The 15128-nt window shown below is 68.1% G+C and carries 18 protein-coding genes; 12 read left to right on the forward strand and 6 right to left on the reverse strand.

The window, feature by feature from the left end; translation table 11 throughout:
- The first annotated feature begins 179 nt into the window (after window positions 1–179).
- Complete coding sequence (locus RWO82_RS11835; RefSeq protein ID WP_314427222.1) at window positions 180–800, forward strand: cyclodeaminase/cyclohydrolase family protein; 621 nt, start codon at window positions 180–182, stop codon at window positions 798–800.
- Window positions 801–826: 26 nt separating this feature from the next.
- Here the strand turns inward: RWO82_RS11835 and RWO82_RS11840 are convergent, their stop codons facing one another.
- Window positions 827–1168: an ATP-dependent DNA ligase gene (locus tag RWO82_RS11840; RefSeq protein WP_314427224.1), complete on the reverse strand. Its 342-nt coding sequence runs from the start codon at window positions 1166–1168 to the stop codon at window positions 827–829.
- Window positions 1169–1325: 157 nt separating this feature from the next.
- The gene (locus RWO82_RS11845; RefSeq protein ID WP_314427225.1) at window positions 1326–2039 is read right to left on the reverse strand and encodes a GAF and ANTAR domain-containing protein; all 714 of its coding nucleotides are present in this window, start codon (window positions 2037–2039) and stop codon (window positions 1326–1328) included.
- A gap of 158 nt (window positions 2040–2197) precedes the next feature.
- On the opposite strand from RWO82_RS11845, the gene RWO82_RS11850 reads away from it, so the two are divergent.
- Both RWO82_RS11850 and RWO82_RS11855 read left to right on the forward strand, forming a co-directional pair.
- Entirely contained in the window at window positions 2198–3346 is a 1149-nt protein-coding gene (locus RWO82_RS11850) for a zinc-dependent alcohol dehydrogenase (protein WP_314427227.1), read from the forward strand.
- A gap of 4 nt (window positions 3347–3350) precedes the next feature.
- Window positions 3351–3920 carry a hypothetical protein gene (locus RWO82_RS11855; RefSeq protein ID WP_314427229.1) on the forward strand — a complete coding sequence of 190 codons (570 nt, stop codon included), beginning with the start codon at window positions 3351–3353 and terminating at the stop codon, window positions 3918–3920.
- A gap of 12 nt (window positions 3921–3932) precedes the next feature.
- Here RWO82_RS11855 and RWO82_RS11860 read toward each other — a convergent pair whose 3' ends face one another.
- On the reverse strand, window positions 3933–4250 hold the full coding sequence (locus RWO82_RS11860; protein WP_314427232.1) for a hypothetical protein: 318 nt from the start codon (window positions 4248–4250) through the stop codon (window positions 3933–3935).
- Window positions 4251–4309: 59 nt separating this feature from the next.
- A complete protein-coding gene (locus RWO82_RS11865) occupies window positions 4310–4987 on the reverse strand; it encodes a DUF6766 family protein (RefSeq protein ID WP_314427261.1) in 678 nt (225 codons plus the stop codon).
- Between the two features lie 322 nt (window positions 4988–5309).
- On the opposite strand from RWO82_RS11865, the gene RWO82_RS11870 reads away from it, so the two are divergent.
- From RWO82_RS11870 to RWO82_RS11900, 7 genes are all read left to right on the forward strand, one after another.
- Entirely contained in the window at window positions 5310–6275 is a 966-nt protein-coding gene (locus tag RWO82_RS11870) for a sugar ABC transporter permease (protein WP_314427235.1), read from the forward strand.
- Window positions 6275–7234, forward strand: a complete 960-nt coding sequence (locus tag RWO82_RS11875; RefSeq protein WP_314427239.1) for a carbohydrate ABC transporter permease — start codon at window positions 6275–6277, stop codon at window positions 7232–7234. The genes RWO82_RS11870 and RWO82_RS11875 overlap by 1 nt, the downstream gene beginning before the upstream one ends.
- A 34-nt stretch (window positions 7235–7268) precedes the next feature.
- A complete protein-coding gene (locus RWO82_RS11880) occupies window positions 7269–8627 on the forward strand; it encodes an extracellular solute-binding protein (protein WP_314427242.1) in 1359 nt (452 codons plus the stop codon).
- 12 nt (window positions 8628–8639) lie between these two features.
- Window positions 8640–9617 carry a glycosyltransferase family 2 protein gene (locus tag RWO82_RS11885; RefSeq protein ID WP_314427244.1) on the forward strand — a complete coding sequence of 326 codons (978 nt, stop codon included), beginning with the start codon at window positions 8640–8642 and terminating at the stop codon, window positions 9615–9617.
- 252 nt (window positions 9618–9869) lie between these two features.
- Window positions 9870–10592 (forward strand): hypothetical protein, encoded by a 723-nt coding sequence (locus RWO82_RS11890; RefSeq protein ID WP_314427246.1) that lies wholly within the window; start codon window positions 9870–9872, stop codon window positions 10590–10592.
- The gene (locus RWO82_RS11895) at window positions 10570–10983 is read left to right on the forward strand and encodes a phage holin family protein (protein WP_314427249.1); all 414 of its coding nucleotides are present in this window, start codon (window positions 10570–10572) and stop codon (window positions 10981–10983) included. Before RWO82_RS11890 ends, RWO82_RS11895 begins: the two co-directional genes overlap by 23 nt.
- The gene (locus RWO82_RS11900; RefSeq protein ID WP_314427252.1) at window positions 10980–11543 is read left to right on the forward strand and encodes a DUF3618 domain-containing protein; all 564 of its coding nucleotides are present in this window, start codon (window positions 10980–10982) and stop codon (window positions 11541–11543) included. The genes RWO82_RS11895 and RWO82_RS11900 overlap by 4 nt, the downstream gene beginning before the upstream one ends.
- A gap of 82 nt (window positions 11544–11625) precedes the next feature.
- On the opposite strand, the gene RWO82_RS11905 is transcribed toward RWO82_RS11900, so the two are convergent.
- On the reverse strand, window positions 11626–12567 hold the full coding sequence (locus RWO82_RS11905) for a LysR family transcriptional regulator (RefSeq protein ID WP_314427253.1): 942 nt from the start codon (window positions 12565–12567) through the stop codon (window positions 11626–11628).
- A gap of 122 nt (window positions 12568–12689) precedes the next feature.
- On the opposite strand from RWO82_RS11905, the gene RWO82_RS11910 reads away from it, so the two are divergent.
- Both RWO82_RS11910 and RWO82_RS11915 read left to right on the forward strand, forming a co-directional pair.
- Window positions 12690–13694, forward strand: coding sequence for a DUF1852 domain-containing protein (locus RWO82_RS11910; RefSeq protein ID WP_314427256.1), 1005 nt, complete (start codon window positions 12690–12692; stop codon window positions 13692–13694).
- Window positions 13695–13714: 20 nt separating this feature from the next.
- Entirely contained in the window at window positions 13715–14752 is a 1038-nt protein-coding gene (locus RWO82_RS11915; RefSeq protein WP_314427258.1) for a methionine synthase, read from the forward strand.
- A gap of 39 nt (window positions 14753–14791) precedes the next feature.
- Here RWO82_RS11915 and RWO82_RS11920 read toward each other — a convergent pair whose 3' ends face one another.
- Window positions 14792–14980: a hypothetical protein gene (locus RWO82_RS11920; RefSeq protein WP_314427259.1), complete on the reverse strand. Its 189-nt coding sequence runs from the start codon at window positions 14978–14980 to the stop codon at window positions 14792–14794.
- Between the last annotated feature and the right edge of the window lie 148 nt (window positions 14981–15128).

Consider the following 15128-nt stretch of genomic DNA (forward strand, 5'->3'; position numbering starts at 1 on the left):
GCGTGGCTCCACGCGCCCCACACCGCCGCGCGCTCGGGGGAGAGCCCACGGGCCGCGAAGCCCGCGATCGCGCCCGCCCCGAGGATGGCACGGACGGCCGCCGCACCGCACGGGGTTGACCGACCGCATCCGGGTCGGTAGCCGGGGCGCGAGCGCGCATGCCGGTTAGCCTGGGACCCATGGTCGATTCCGCAGACATCCCGCCGTCCACCCCGATGGACGCGTGGCTCGACGCGCTCGGTCAGCCCACCGGCGCACCGGGCGGGGGCGCCGCATCCGGAGTGATGATCGCCGCCGCGGCAGCCCTCATGGCCATGGTCGCGGGATACACGACCGACGACGACCGGGTGTCGAAGAGCGTCGACAGTCTCGCCGATCGACGCTCCGAGGCCCTGCGAGCGGTCGAGGACGACGGTGTCGCGTCCGCCGGATTCGGCGCCGCGCTGGCCCTCGCCGACGACGACCCCGAGCGAGACGAGCGGGTGCGGGACGCGGCGATCGACGCCGCACGGTCGGCCGCGCGGGTCGGCGATGTGGGAGTCGCGATGATGCCCGAGCTGCGTCTTCTCGCCGCGTCGGGCAATCCGCACCTCGCGGTCGACCTCGCCGTCGCTGCGGAGGCGCTGCGGGCCGGGCAGTCGGGTGCGTCGCTCAACATCAGGGCGAACGTGCGGATCGCCCGTGCGCACGGAGCCTCCGGTGCGCCGCTGGATGCGCTCGCGGAGACGGTCGCGCGGCTCACGGATGCGCGGCGCGACGTCTCGCGGGTCGTCGACGAACTCTCGTCACGTCTGGACTGATCGGGTCGTCGCCGGGCGCGAACCCGTCAGGCCGGCACCGAGATGCCCTTGTCGTCGGCGTTCGCGGCGCCCTGGTCGGGCTCGTGCACGAGATAGAGCCCGGTCGGGGAGTTCGCGGTGTGCGCGAGCGCGTCGATCCAGCGGCGGTTGATCGACGGCTGTCGGCTGCCGTGGTACTTGTACACGACGGAGCTGCCGGCGTGCACCCACACGGTCGTGCGCCCGCCGCCGGTGCTGGCGTCGTCCTTCCACGTGAAGGTGAGCGGCTCGCCGCGACGCAGCTTGGCGTTGATCACGAGCTGCAGGTGCGTGAGAGCGCGGTCCTCGATCTGGACCTTGGTGTTGCCCTCATAGATGAAGTAGCCCATGCGGAGCCCCTTTCGACTGTCGATCTCATCTGAGACGCGAGTCGGGGGCTGGGACCTGCGGTGGCGTGCCCGTCGATCCGCACGGATCGCGAGGGCACTTCACGAGCGTAGCGCAGAACGGAAGGGTTCTCTCGCGCCCGGGCGGCGCGAGAGCCGGTCAGCGCTCGACGGTGCCCGCGATGATCTCCTGCGCGACGACCGACAGGCGGCGCCCGCTGTTGCGCGCCTGCGAGCGGAGGAGCGCGAACGCTTCGTCCACGCCGATGTTCTCGCGCTGCGCGAGCACGCCCTTCGCCTGCTCGATCAGCACGCGGCTGTCGAGGGCACGTTGCAGCTGTTCGCGCACGGTGTTCGACTCCCGCAGCGCGCGTTCCTGCATGAGGCTCACCGTCGCGACATCGGTGAGTGCGCGACCGATCGTGACATCGGCCTCGGGCATCGGCCCCACGCGCTCACTGAAGAGGTTCAGCGATCCGATCGTCTCGCCACGGAACTTCATCGGGATGCCGTACATCGATCGGAAGCCGACGGAGGCGGCGCTGGAGGCGAACACGGGCCACCGCGACGACGTCTCCCGGATGTCGTCCACCGAGACGGGCTCACCGGTGGCGTATGCCTCGACGCAGGGACCCTCTTCGGCCTTCAGCTGCAGCAGGCTCACCAGCTGGGTGCGTTCGCTCGTCGAGGCGATGACCGAGAGGTCTCCCGACGCGGCGGGCAGCAAGATCCCGGCATCGGCCGCGGCGAGGATGCGCGAGGTCTGCTCGATCAGGTTCTGCAGAACGTCGACCACGTCGTACTCGGTCACGAGAGTGTCGGCCAATGCGACGAAGGTCTGCGAGATATCCGCCTCGCGGGTCGAAGTGTCCATGACGCTCACGCCTTTCGTACGGGTTAGGGCCGCGGGTTCAGAAGGGGGGAGCAGGTTACGCGCCTCTCGCGAACCCGACAACCCCCCTCACGGCATCCCTATCGCATCTTACGGTGGCCGCTCGTTGTCACCCACCGACCGAGAGGAACCATACGACCATGCGAGCGATGACATACCGAGGGCCGTACAAGGTCCAGGTGACCGAGAAGCCCGAGCCCCGCATCGAGCATCCGAACGATGCGATCGTCCGGGTGACGCACGCCGCGATCTGCGGCTCCGACCTGCATCTGTTCCACGGCATGATGCCCGACACCAGAATCGGCCACACGTTCGGGCACGAGATCGTCGGGGTGGTGCACGAGGTCGGACCCTCGGTGCAGAACCTCTCGGTCGGCGACCGGGTCATGGTGCCGTTCAACATCTACTGCGGGTCGTGCTACTTCTGCTCGCGGGGGCTGTTCTCGAACTGCCACAACGTGAACCCGAACGCGACCGCTGTCGGCGGCATCTACGGGTACTCGCACACCACCGGCGGATACGACGGAGGGCAGGCAGAGTTCGTGCGCGTGCCCTTCGCCGATGTCGGCCCGAAGGTCATCCCCGACTGGCTGGACGCCGAGGACGCGCTGCTGCTGACCGACGCGTATTCGACCGGCTACTTCGGCGCCCAGCTCGGCGACATCTCCGAGGGCGATACGGTGGCGGTCTTCGGCGCGGGTCCGGTGGGTCTCGCCGCCGCCCGCTCGGCCTGGTTCCTCGGCGCGGGCCGGGTGATCGTCGTCGACCAGCTCGACTACCGGCTCGAGAAGGCCCGCGACTTCGCGTACGCCGAGACCATGCACATCGGCGAGGTGGGCGACGTCGTGCTGGCCATGAAGCGTGCGACCGGACACCTGGGCGCGGATGTCGTGATCGACGCGGTCGGGGCCGAGGCCGACGGCAGTGTCGTGCAGCACGTCACCGCAGCCAAGCTGAAGCTGCAGGGCGGGTCGCCGGTCGCCGCGAACTGGGCGATCGACTCGGTGCGCAAGGGCGGAACGGTCTCGCTCATCGGTGCCTACGGGCCGCTCGTGTCGTCGGTGCGGCTCGGCGACGCGATGAACAAGGGGCTGACGATCCGGGCCAACCAGGCGCCGGTGGCCCGACAGTGGCCGCGCCTGCTCGAGCACATCCACGCGGGTCATGTGAAGCCGAGCGAACTGCTGACCCATCGATTCCCCCTCGAGCACATCGCCGAGGCCTATCACGTGTTCTCGTCGAAGCTCGACGACTGCATCAAGCCCCTGATCACCTTCGGAGAGGACTGAGACCATGCCGTACGAAGCCACCAAGCCTCTGCTCGCACCGACCGCAGCAGAGCTGCGAGAGCGGATCCCCGGGTGGGGCGCGGACACCGCCCCCGAGCACCGACGCACCTGGCAGCAGCTCGACGACATCGGCGACACCGGCGCGCACTGGGTCTTCCCCGACCGGCAGCCCGGCGGCCACGGGCGGGAGCGCTCGATCGAGCACGGCATGATGCCGCCCGTGTTCGGCACCGCCCAGCCCCTGCACGGGCTGTCGGGAGCGATCCGCCGGTTCGCCTACGACCACTTCAGCGAGACCAAGAACACGCGATGGCTGCTCCTCGTGGTCGGCGACCGCGTCGAGTCCGTCGGTGCGCATGTGCGCTCGCTCGTGAGCCGGCATCCCGACAACCCCCTCACCCAGACCGGGGTCCTCGGCGAGTTCTCGCACCACCCCGTGCGGTCTCGCGTGGGGCGGGGCCGACTCGATGTGCGCCACACCTGGATGGACCCGATCATCGTGGCAGGGCCGTGGGTCGTGTCGGTCGTGCTGATCATCAGGTCGGCGCGACGAGTGCTCCGTCGACGACGCTGATCGGTGCGACGACTACTTCTCTGACGTCGGATCGATGATCTCGTCGACGAGGCAGACGCCGCCCGTGCTGCTGAGCGTGTGCGAGAGCGCCGCGATCCAGTCGGGATTGAGCGTCGGGGGCTCGGTCTCGTCGAACACGAAGCGCAGCGGTATCGACGGATGCAGCCAGATGGTCGACCGCCCGGGCGCCTCTCCGTCCTTGTGCACCCAGCTCAGGGTGAAACTCTCCTGCCGGCGCAGCTTTATCGCGATCACGACCTTGAGGTGCGCCAGGGCGCGATCGTCGATGAGGATCGGTGAGGTCGAGTTCCCGTAGATGAGGCTGCCCATGTGCTCACGCTACGGGTACGGGAGCGCCGCAGGTACCTGATCTGCGAGCGGGGGCGAGCTCACTCCGATTCCTCGCTGCTGATGTGATGCGGAACCCCCACCGGTTTCGATTCGCTGGACCCGCGCTGACGCAGGTAGATCGAGAATGCGACCATCGCTCCGACCGCCAGGAATTCCGACTGCCAGTTCTGCAGAGTGCGGTTCCAGAAGTCGGGGGAGACGATGTACTCGGCCCAGGACTCCGGCGGAAGCCCGTGTCGCGCGTTCTCGTCGTTCGTCACGAGGTGGCCGGCGAGCGACTGGGCGAACCACGACAGCGCGAAGATCGAGCCCATCGCGAGCAGCAGCGAGTTGGAGTAGATCCACAGGCGCATGCCCCGCAGACGTGCCCAGCGCGGCGAGTCCTCGCGCGCGTGCTCGGCGATGTACTGGTCGGCCTCCGACCCCAGTCCCTCGTCGCCCGGCTTCTTCGATTCGGGCGATCCGCGCTGGATCAACCACACCGTGGCGAGGATGAACAGGAAGAACTGCAGGAACTCCGACTGCCAGTTCTCGGCGACGTCGACCAGGAAGTCCGACGACGTGACGAACTCGCCGTAGCCGAGGGGCGCCCGCCCGTGCTCGGCGAGCTCTTGGTTCGTGTAGGCCAGCCCGACGAACGACTGCGCGACGATCGTGATCACGAAGATCGACAGGAAGGCCCATGTGAGCCCGCCGTCGCGGAGGAACCTGCGCATCGCGGTCACCGCCCCAGCAGGGGCAGAGCGATCATGACCGTCAGACCCGCCACGATGATCGTCATCCACGCGCCGAACGCGACGCGCATGGCGCCGCGACTGCCCTCCCGCTCGGACATCACGCGACCTCTCCTCGTTCTCGGTGAGTCATCGAGACGTGAACCTACCCCCGCCGGCGGCGGCTCCGGAGGGGATTGACAAGGGCATCGCGAGCATCGGACCCCGGGAAGGCGCCCGTGTGCGACGGTCGTGCACGAATCACAACTCCCGATCTGGCGCAAGCCCCATCGGGCGAACGAGAAGCGGTTCTACTGTCACCGGCATGACAGTGGATCAGACCGCGCAGCAGCGCCGATCGGAGAAGCGGCTCGACCGCGCCAGACGGGGCAAGGTCACCTACAACCGTCGCGAGGCCATCGCCGGCTACCTGTTCATCTCGCCGTGGATCGTCGGCTTCGCGATCTTCACAGCCGGGGCGATGATCTACAGCCTCGTGATCTCGTTCAGCTCGTACAACCTGGCCACCAACACGGCGAAGCCGATCGGCTTCGCCAACTACGCCAATCTGTTCGAGGACCCTCGGGTGGGTGTCGCGCTCGGCAACACCCTCTTCTACGCCGTGATGGCGGTGCCGCTCGAGATCATCGTGGCCCTCGTGCTCGCGATGCTCCTGGCCGGCATCCGTCGCGGAGCGGGAGTCTTCCGCACGCTCTACTACCTGCCGAAGATGACCCCCGCGGTCGCGACGGCGGCGATGTTCTTCCTGCTGCTCAACGGCAACTCCGGCGCCGTGCACCAGTTCCTGCGCCTGTTCGGCATCGAGGGTCCGCAGTGGCTCGTGGATCCCGCGTGGATCAAGCCGAGCATCGTGCTGATGACCCTGTGGGCGGTGGCCGGGACCATGGTGATCTTCCTCGCAGCGCTCAAGAACGTCCCCACCGAGCTCTACGAGGTCGCGCAGCTCGACGGTGCGGGCCCCGTGCGGCGGTTCTTCTCGATCACTCTGCCGATGATCTCGGGCGCGATGTTCTTCAACGTGATCGTGCTGTCGATCGCCGCCTTCCAGGTCTTCGATCAGGCCTACGTGCTCTTCTGGCGCGACCAGAGCAACTCCTCGCCCGAGGCCTCGCTGTTCTACGCCATCTACCTCTTCCAGCAGGCGTTCCGTCAGTTCGACTTCGGCTTCGCCGCGGCGATGGCCTGGCTGCTCTTCGTCATCATCATGATCATCACGGTGATCCAGGTGAAGTTCGGCAATCGGTTCGTCTACTACGAGGGAGACCGCTGATGTCGACGTCGTTCCGCCCACTGCCTCCCGTGGTCGAGCCCACGCGCGAGCCGTCGACGACCGTGGTGACGGTGCCCGACCGCCGACGACGCCGGCGCACCGCAGCCGCTGCGCGCGACGGGAGTCTGCTCGGCCGCATCCTGCGCCTCGTGCTCCTCGTCGGGTTCTCCGTGCTGTTCCTCTACCCCTTCGTGTGGCTGGTCGCCGCGAGTCTCAAGCCGCGCGGCGAGGTGTTCGACAACTCGCTGATCCCCCAGACGTTCACGCCGGAGAACTACGCCGAGGTGTGGGACCAGCTGCCGCTGATGAACTGGATGTGGAACAGCGTCGCGATCGCCTTCCTCGCCGCGGCGGCGGTCGCGATCTCGAGCTCGATCGTCGCCTTCGGCTTCGCGTACTTCCGCTTCCCCGGCCGCAACCTGCTCTTCGGGTTGGTGCTGGCCACGATGATGCTGCCCGGCGCAGTGACCATGATCCCGATCTACCTGATCTGGAAGGAGACCGGGATGCTGGGCACCTGGGTCCCGCTGTGGGGGATGAACCTGTTCGGATCGGCGTTCTACATCTTCCTGCAGCGCCAGTTCTTCCTGGGTCTGCCCCGCGATCTCTTCGAAGCGGCGAGGCTCGACGGTGCGAGCTACTGGAAGATGTTCTGGAAGATCGCGATGCCGCTGTCGATCCCCTCGTTCGTGATCGTGTTCCTGTTCGAGTTCCAGGCCAGCTGGAACAACCTGCAGGCCGCGCTGATCTATCTCAACGCCGGGTCTCCGGAGGACTTCACCGCCCCGCTCGGCATCGCCTACGCGATGACCAAGTACAGCCCCACGGCGGGCGGGCACGGTGACTACCAGTACGTGATGGTGGCGGCGCTGATCGTCACGATCCCGATGCTCGTGCTGTTCGCCTTCGGGCAGCGCTACTTCATAGAGGGTGTGGCGACCCAGGGTCGCAAAGGATGAGCGGCGCCCGCGCCGCCCGAGAGAGGAACTCGTCATGAGAAGAGCACTTACCGCTGCGGCGATGGTGGCCGCGTCCGTCGTCGTGCTGTCGGGATGCGGATCGTCGGGCGGTCAATCGGCCGCCGACGCCGATTTCTCGGCCGACCCGGAGGGGACGCTCGCCGCCTGGGGGTTCGAGAACGCCGATGACGTCGGGACGTCCCGTCTCGACTATGCGGCTGCGCAGCTCGACGGTGTCGAGGTCGATCTCGATGCGACGGCGTTCGACGCGCAGAAGTTCACGACCCGACTGGCGTCCGGCGATGTGCCGGATGTCGTGCAGATGGACCGCCGCTACGTGACGACCTATGCGGCGCAGGACCTGATCATGCCGCTGGATCAGTGCTTCGAGGCGCGCGACGTGACGCCTCGCGAGCACTGGTACCCCGCGGTCGTCGACGACGTCACGTACGACGATGCCGTCTGGGCGGTGCCGCAGTTCTACCAGCCGCCGGCGATCCTGCTCAACAAGACCGTGCTCGACGAGGCGGGTGTGACAGCCCAGGAGATCGACACCTCGCAGCCCGATGTGCTGCTCGGCGCCATCGAGAAGATCTACCAGGAGTCGGGCGGCGTGCCCACGCGTCTCGGCTTCGATCCGGTCGCCACCGGACAGAGCGGACTGTGGATCCTCGCGATGGGCGGACAGCTCAACGACGACGAGGGAGCACCGACTCTCGACGACCCGAGCAACGTCGCGGGGGTCGAGATGCTCAAAGAGATCACCGACGCTCAGGGCGGCTTCGCCTCGGTCAAGAGCTTCACCGACTCGTTCGACACGTTCGGCGACGACAACCAGTTCGTCGCGGGACAGGTCGGTGCGCAGGTCAACGCGCAGTGGTACCCGAACGTCCTCTCGCCCTACGTCGATCAGCTCGAGCTCGAAGCGGTGCCGTTCCGCGACGCCGACGGGGAGCCGTTCTCGGTAGCCTCGGGCACGGCGTTCGTGATCCCCGCGGGAGCGGAGAATCCGGCCGCCGCCTGCGCCTGGATGCTCGAACTCACCTCGGACGAGGCGTGGGATGCCGCGGGCGAGGCGCGCGCCGAGACCCGCGAGGCCGACGGCGGCATCAACACAGGACTCTTCACGGGATCGCCGGACGCCGACCAGCGGCTGCGCGAGGCCTATGTGACCGAGAGCGGCAACGCGGGCTTCGACCAGGTCATCTCCACGTACTACGACGTGGTCGACTACGGGCAGTCGTTCGGGTCGTCGCCCGCGGGCCAGGAGATCCAGAACGAGCTGAACAACGCCATCACGGCCGCGCTGCTGGGTGACAAGAGCCCGGAGGACGCGCTCGCCGATGCGCAGCAGGCCGCGATGCGCGCGTACGACAAGGCCACGGCCGGTTAGCCCGCATCGCTCATGAGGGGGCAGGGCGTCGACGACGACGGGATCGAGTACATCCTGCCCCTGCGCTGGGCGTGCGATGACGGGCTGGCCGAGCTCACCGCGTATTTGGAAGAGGTGCGCGAATGGGCGGACGTCACGGTGGTGGACGGCTCGGGCCCCGAGCTGTTCGCCGCCCACGCCGCGGCATGGGCGGGCCTCGTACGCCATCTGCCCGTCGACGGGCCCGGGGACGGCAACGGCAAGGTGCTCGGCGTGCTCACCGGCATCGCCGCATCACGGCACGAGCGCATCGTGCTCGCCGACGACGATGTGCGCTACGACCGCAGCGCGCTGTCATCGGTCGTCGCCGGCCTCGACGCCGCTTCGCTCGTCGCCCCGCAGAACCACTTCTCACCGCTGCCGTGGCACGCCCGGTGGGACACCGGCCGGGCTCTGCTCAACCGCGCCCTCACCGGCGACTACCCCGGTACCTTCGCGGTGCGACGGTCGGCCATGCGCGCGGTCGGCGGGTACGACCCGGGTGTGCTGTTCGAGAATCTCGAACTCGAACGCACGGTCCGCGCCGGCGGAGAGATGGTCAGTCGGCGACCGGACATCCTCGTGCGGCGGGAGCCGCCGACGATTCGTCACTTCGTCTCGCAGCGCGTCCGTCAGGCCTACGACAGCCTGGCGCAGCCGGGGCGGATGCTCGTGGAACTGGCGATACTGCCCACCGTCTGGGTGCTGCGCCGCAGGCCGCTCCGTCTCGCGGCCCTGGTGCTGGCGACCGTCGCGGTGGCCGAGTACGGCCGCCGACGGGAGGGCGGGAGGGACGTGTTCCCCGCGTCCAGCGCGCTGTGGGCTCCTGTGTGGGTGGCCGAGCGCGCGATCACCTCGTGGATCGCCGTCGGGCTGCTGGCGCGCGGAGGCGTGCGATACGGCGACAGGCGCCTGCGTGTCGCGGCGCACTCCGTCCGGAGCATCCGGCGGCGGCTCCGCTCGCTGACCTGACCGTCACCAGGTCGGCGTAGGGGGCTCTCACGTCGGGCTGCGGGCGGTCATGCGGCGACCATAGGAAACCGCGGAAGATCGCCCCAGGCGATTGCGCGAGTCGGGCGCGGGGCGTACCATCGCGCGTCGTGCCGAGGCGTGCCCGCGTTTTACTCCTCGTCTCGGATTCACGCAAGGGTGCTGGCCCGTCCGGCTGCTCGGGCTAGACATGGCGCACCGATCGCACCGATCGGACTGCGAAAAGGAGCACCCATGTCGAACAGCTATGACACGTCGGGCCCTCGGGGCTCGAATGCCACCTCGCCCGAGTCGTCGGGCACGGTCGACGCCGCCGCGCACGAGGCGGCGGATCTCACGAACACGGCTGCGGAACAGGCGAAGGACGTCCTCGGCACCGCTGCGCACGAGGCGGCATCCGTCGCCGGCGAGGCCAAGGCCCAGGCCAAGGACCTCTTCGCGCAGACGCAGCGCGAGTTCTCGGAACAGGCCCGCACGCAGCAGCAGCGTGTCGCCGAAGGGCTGCGCTCGATCAGCGACGAACTCGGCTCGATGTCGTCGTCGTCGTCGGGGACCGGCATCGCCGCCGACCTCGTGCACCAGGTGTCGTCGAGGCTGTCCGCAGCCTCGACCTGGCTCGGTGACCGCGACCCCGCCGCCGTGCTCGCCGAGGTCAAGCGCTTCGCCCGCCGCAAGCCCGGCACGTTCATCCTCGCCGCGGCCGTCGTGGGAGTGGTCGCCGGGCGCCTCACCCGCGCCCTGGCCTCGTCGGCATCCGACGAGAAGTCCGCGACCCCGGCTCTCGCAACGACCGTGCCGGCGCCTGCTCCCGTCGAGGTCCACCCCGACCCGGCCGTTCCGGTGCCGGTCGGATCGACCGCTGGCGCACCCGCGAGCACCCCGCTCTATGCGCAGACGGCATCGGGGCGCCAGGACGTTCTCGGGGAGGCCGATCATGACCGATCCGACACCGTCTGAGGCAAAGGCCGCGTCGACGTCGATCGGTGATCTGCTCGGCGAGGTCTCCCGCGACATCTCCACGCTCATGCGCCAGGAGGTCGCGCTGGCCAAGGCCGAGCTGAAGGACTCCGCGTCGAAGACCGCCAAGGGAGCGGGGCTGATGGGTGCCGCGGGCTACGGCGCGCTCATGGCCGTGTTCTTCCTGTCGGTCGCCCTCTGGTGGGCCCTCGGTGAGCTGGTCGGCGGAGGCTGGTCGGCCGTCATCGTGGCACTGATCTGGGCGATCGTCGCCGGCATCCTGTTCGCCGTCGGGCGGGACCGGCTGTCCAAGGTCGAGGGTGTTCCGCAGACCGTCGACACCCTGAAAGAGATACCCGAAACGCTGAGAAGGAATGAGGAGAACCGATGAGCGATTCACCCGAAGAGATCCGCGCCGACATCGAGCGCACCCGTCAGGACCTGGGGCTCGACGTCGACGCCCTCGCCGACAAGGTCTCGCCCACGAAGATCGTCGACCGTCAGATGGGCAGGGTGCGCGGCGCCTTCACCTCGGTGCGCGAGCGTGTGATGGGTGCGGCCGACGACGCCGGCTCGTCGCTGTCGGACGCCGGAGCGCACGCCGGTGACCTCAAGGACCGCGCGGTCGCGAAGGCCGAGGGCAATCCGATGGCGGTGGGGCTGATCGCCTTCGGCGCCGGACTGCTGCTGGCGTCCCTTATCCCTGCGTCGTCGAAGGAGAAGGACCTCGCGTCGTCGGTCAAGGACCAGGCGCAGCCGCTCGTCGATGAGCTCACCGATGCAGCCAAAGAGGTCGGCGAGCACCTGAAGGAGCCCGTCCAGGAATCGGTCGCCGCGGTGCAGGAGTCGGCCCAGGAGTCGGTCGCCGTCGTGCAGGACGAGGCGCAGAGCGCGGCGGGCGAGGTCGGAGACCAGGCTCAGCATGCCCGGGAGAACCTCTCGGGGAGTTGACCCGCAGGCGGGAGGGGAACCGGTCGACGAGGGCGGGCGCGGAAGCGTCCGCCCTCGTCCATGCCCGTGGCACCCGGGCCGATCACCCGAGCAGCGTCACGCCGAAGCCCGCCACGACGGCGCGGAGTTCCGCGAGATACCGCTGCGCCTGCTCGGTGAGGGGGATCGCGGAGTGTCCGATCCAGCCGATCTCGATGCGTTCGTCCACGTCGAGAGGGATCGCGACGATCTCGGGGTCGAGATCATCGCTGATGATGCCGGTGGAGATCGTGTATCCGTCGAGGCCGATCATGAGGTTGAAGATGGTCGCGCGGTCGGAGACGCGGATCTCCCGTGAGCTCGACAGCGTGGAGAGGATCTCCTCGGCGAAGTAGAACGAGTTGTTGGCGCCCTGATCGAACGTGAGGCGCGGCACGTCGGCCAGGTCGGCGAGCGTCACCCGATCTCGCGAGGCGAGGGGGTTCTTGCGCGAGACGAAGATGTGCGGTTCGGCGATGAAGAGCGGGCGGAAGACGAGCCCCGAGTCGCGGAGCAGCTTGTCGATCACGTTGCGGTTGAAGTCGTTGCGGTAGAGGATCCCCAGCTCGCTGCGGAGAGTGCGCACGTCTTCGATGATGTCCCACGTGCGGGTCTCGCGCAGGGAGAACTCGTACTCGGCCGCCTCGCTCTCCTTCACCATGCGCACCATCGCGTCGACCGCGAACGAGTAGTGCTGCGTCGAGACCCCGAGCAGCCGGCGTGACGGTGGTCGACCGAGGTAGTGCTGTTCGAGCAGAGCGACCTGTTCGACGACCTGCCTGGCGTAGCCGAGGAACTCGACGCCGTCGGTGGTGAGGGTGACCCCGCGGGCCGAGCGGACCAGCAGGTCGCGACCCACCCGGTGCTCGAGGTCCTTCATCGCCGCGGACATCGTCGGCTGCGCGACGTAGAGCAGGTCGGCGGCCGCGCTGATCGACCCCTCTGCCGCGACCTCGATGTAGTAGGTGAGCTGCTGCAGAGTGATGCCGCTCGAACGCCTGGCCATAGCTTCAGACTATGTCACGGCATAGCCACGGCGCATTACTCGATGGGTGCGCCGAGGCGTCACGATGGAAGTACCCCCGATCGAGGCCGCTCCAGGCAGATCAGAACAGCGATTGGCCGCTCATGGCATCCGACTTCACCTTCCGCATCACGACGACCCGGTTCGACGAGGACTACTCGCCGTCGGAGGACTCGCGCATCACCACGAACTTCGCCAATCTGGCGCGCGGTGAGCACCGTCAGCAGAATCTGCGCAACGCCCTGACGATGATCGATCGTCGGTTCAACGACCTGGCGCACTGGGACAACGCCGAGCGCGACCGCTACACGCTCGAGCTCGAGATCGTGTCGGTCGCGATGCAGTTCGCCACCGAGGGGGAGGACCGCGAGTTCCCCCTGCTCGAAGTGCTCGACATCGGCATCCTCGATCGAGTGAGCGGCAGGCGCACTCAGGGCATCGTGGGCAACAACTTCTCGTCGTACATCCGTGACTACGACTTCAGCGTGCTGCTCCCGGCGGCCAGCGAGGCTGCGGGCGGCTTCACGGTCCCCGAGGACTTCGGGGCTCTGCACGGCAAGCTCTTCCGTCACTTCCTCGATTCCGACGCCTATCGCGAGCGCTTCGCGATCTCTCCCGTGATCTGCATCAGCGTCTCGACCAGCAAGACGTACCGTCGCACCGAGAATCACCACCCCGTCCTCGGCGTCGAGTACGAACAGAAGGACCCCTCGCTGACCGACGACTACTTCGGAAGGATGGGGCTCTCGGTGCGGTACTTCATGCCTCCGGGCAGCGTGGCTCCGCTCGCGTTCTACTTCCGCGGCGATCTGCTGAGCGATTACACGAACCTGCAGCTCATCGGCACGATCAGCACCATGGAGACGTTCCAGAAGATCTACCGGCCCGAGATCTACAACGCCAACTCGGCTGCCGCGAGCATCTACCGACCGACCCTGGACCAGCAGGACTACTCGGTGACGAAGATCGGGTACGACCGGGACGAGCGCAGTCGACTCGCGGCCGAGCAGGGCCGATTCGCGGATGCTCACCTCATGAGGCCGCACGGAGACGTGCTCGCCCAGTGGGCGGCGACCTGCTCTGTCGCAGACCTGGCGCCTGTCGGATGACGAACGGAACACCGCAGACCATGAGCACTCTTCTTCCCACCTCGATCGTGGGCAGTCTGCCCAAGCCGTCGTGGCTCGCCGAGCCCGAGACCCTGTGGTCTCCGTGGAAGCTGCAGGGCGACGCGCTGACGGAGGGCACTCGGGATGCTCTGCGCATCGCGGTCGAGGAGCAGCGCCTCGCGGGGATCGACGTCATCAGCGACGGCGAGCAGACGCGTCAGCACTTCGTGACGACGTTCATCGAGCACCTCTCGGGCGTCGACTTCGACCGGCGCGAGACGGTTCGCATCCGCGACCGGTACGACGCGAGCGTGCCGACGGTGGTCGGTGCGGTGAGCCGCGAGAAGCCGGTGTTCGTCGACGACGCGGCCTTCCTGCGCACGCAGACCGATCAGCCGATCAAGTGGGCGCTGCCCGGTCCGATGACGATGATCGACACGCTCTCCGACCGCCACTACGGCAGTCGCGAGAAACTGGCATGGGAGTTCGCGACGATCCTCAATCAGGAGGCGAGGGAGCTCGAGGCGGCGGGCGTCGACATCATCCAGTTCGACGAGCCCGCGTTCAACGTCTTCTTCGACGATGTGCAGGACTGGGGCGTCGAGGTGCTCGAGCGGGCGGCCGAGGGGTTGCGCGCGCAGACGGTTGTGCACATCTGCTACGGCTACGGCATCAAGGCGAACACCGACTGGAAGGCGACCCTGGGGGCGGAGTGGCGGCAGTACGAGAAGTCGTTCCCGCTGCTGCAGCGCTCCAGCATCGACATCGTCTCGCTCGAGAGCCACCACTCGCACGTCCCCCTCGAGCTCATCGAGCTCATCCGCGGCAAGAAGGTCATGCTCGGCGCCATCGACGTCGCCAGCCATGAGATCGAGACGGCCGAGGAGGTCGCCGACACCCTGCGCGAGGCGCTCCGCTTCGTCGATGCGGAGAACCTGATCCCCAGCACGAACTGCGGATTGGCGCCGCTCCCGCGCGGCGTCGCCCGCGGCAAGCTGCGGGCGCTCGGCGCGGGGGCGGCCCTGCTCCGCGAGGAGCTCGGCGGCGCGCGGGGCTGACGAACCCGAGAAGGCCGTCTCCGCGCTGACCGGGCGGCGTCAGCGCAGCTCGCGGCCGGCGTAGAGGCGCACGGCCGTGAGCGTGCCGATGATCATCCCTGCCGCGCCGATCGCCATGCCGGGAACGGGGAGCACGATTCCGACGAGCGCGATGAAGGCCAGCGGAAGAAGGGTCTGACGGCGCGGGAACCACGACCTCAGGTCGAAGCGGGCAAACGCGAGTGTCATGCTGCTGCCTCCTCGTGCTCTGCGGCCAGATGGATGATGATGTCGTCGATCGTGGGCTCGTCGATCACGACTTCCGGCCCGAACATCGCCGAGTCCTCGATGCGGATCAGGGCCGACCAGTGCTCTCCTCGTCGCTGCGAGCCGAGCG

This window comes from uncultured Microbacterium sp. (assembly GCF_963521645.1).
In the GTDB taxonomy this organism is placed as follows: domain Bacteria; phylum Actinomycetota; class Actinomycetes; order Actinomycetales; family Microbacteriaceae; genus Microbacterium.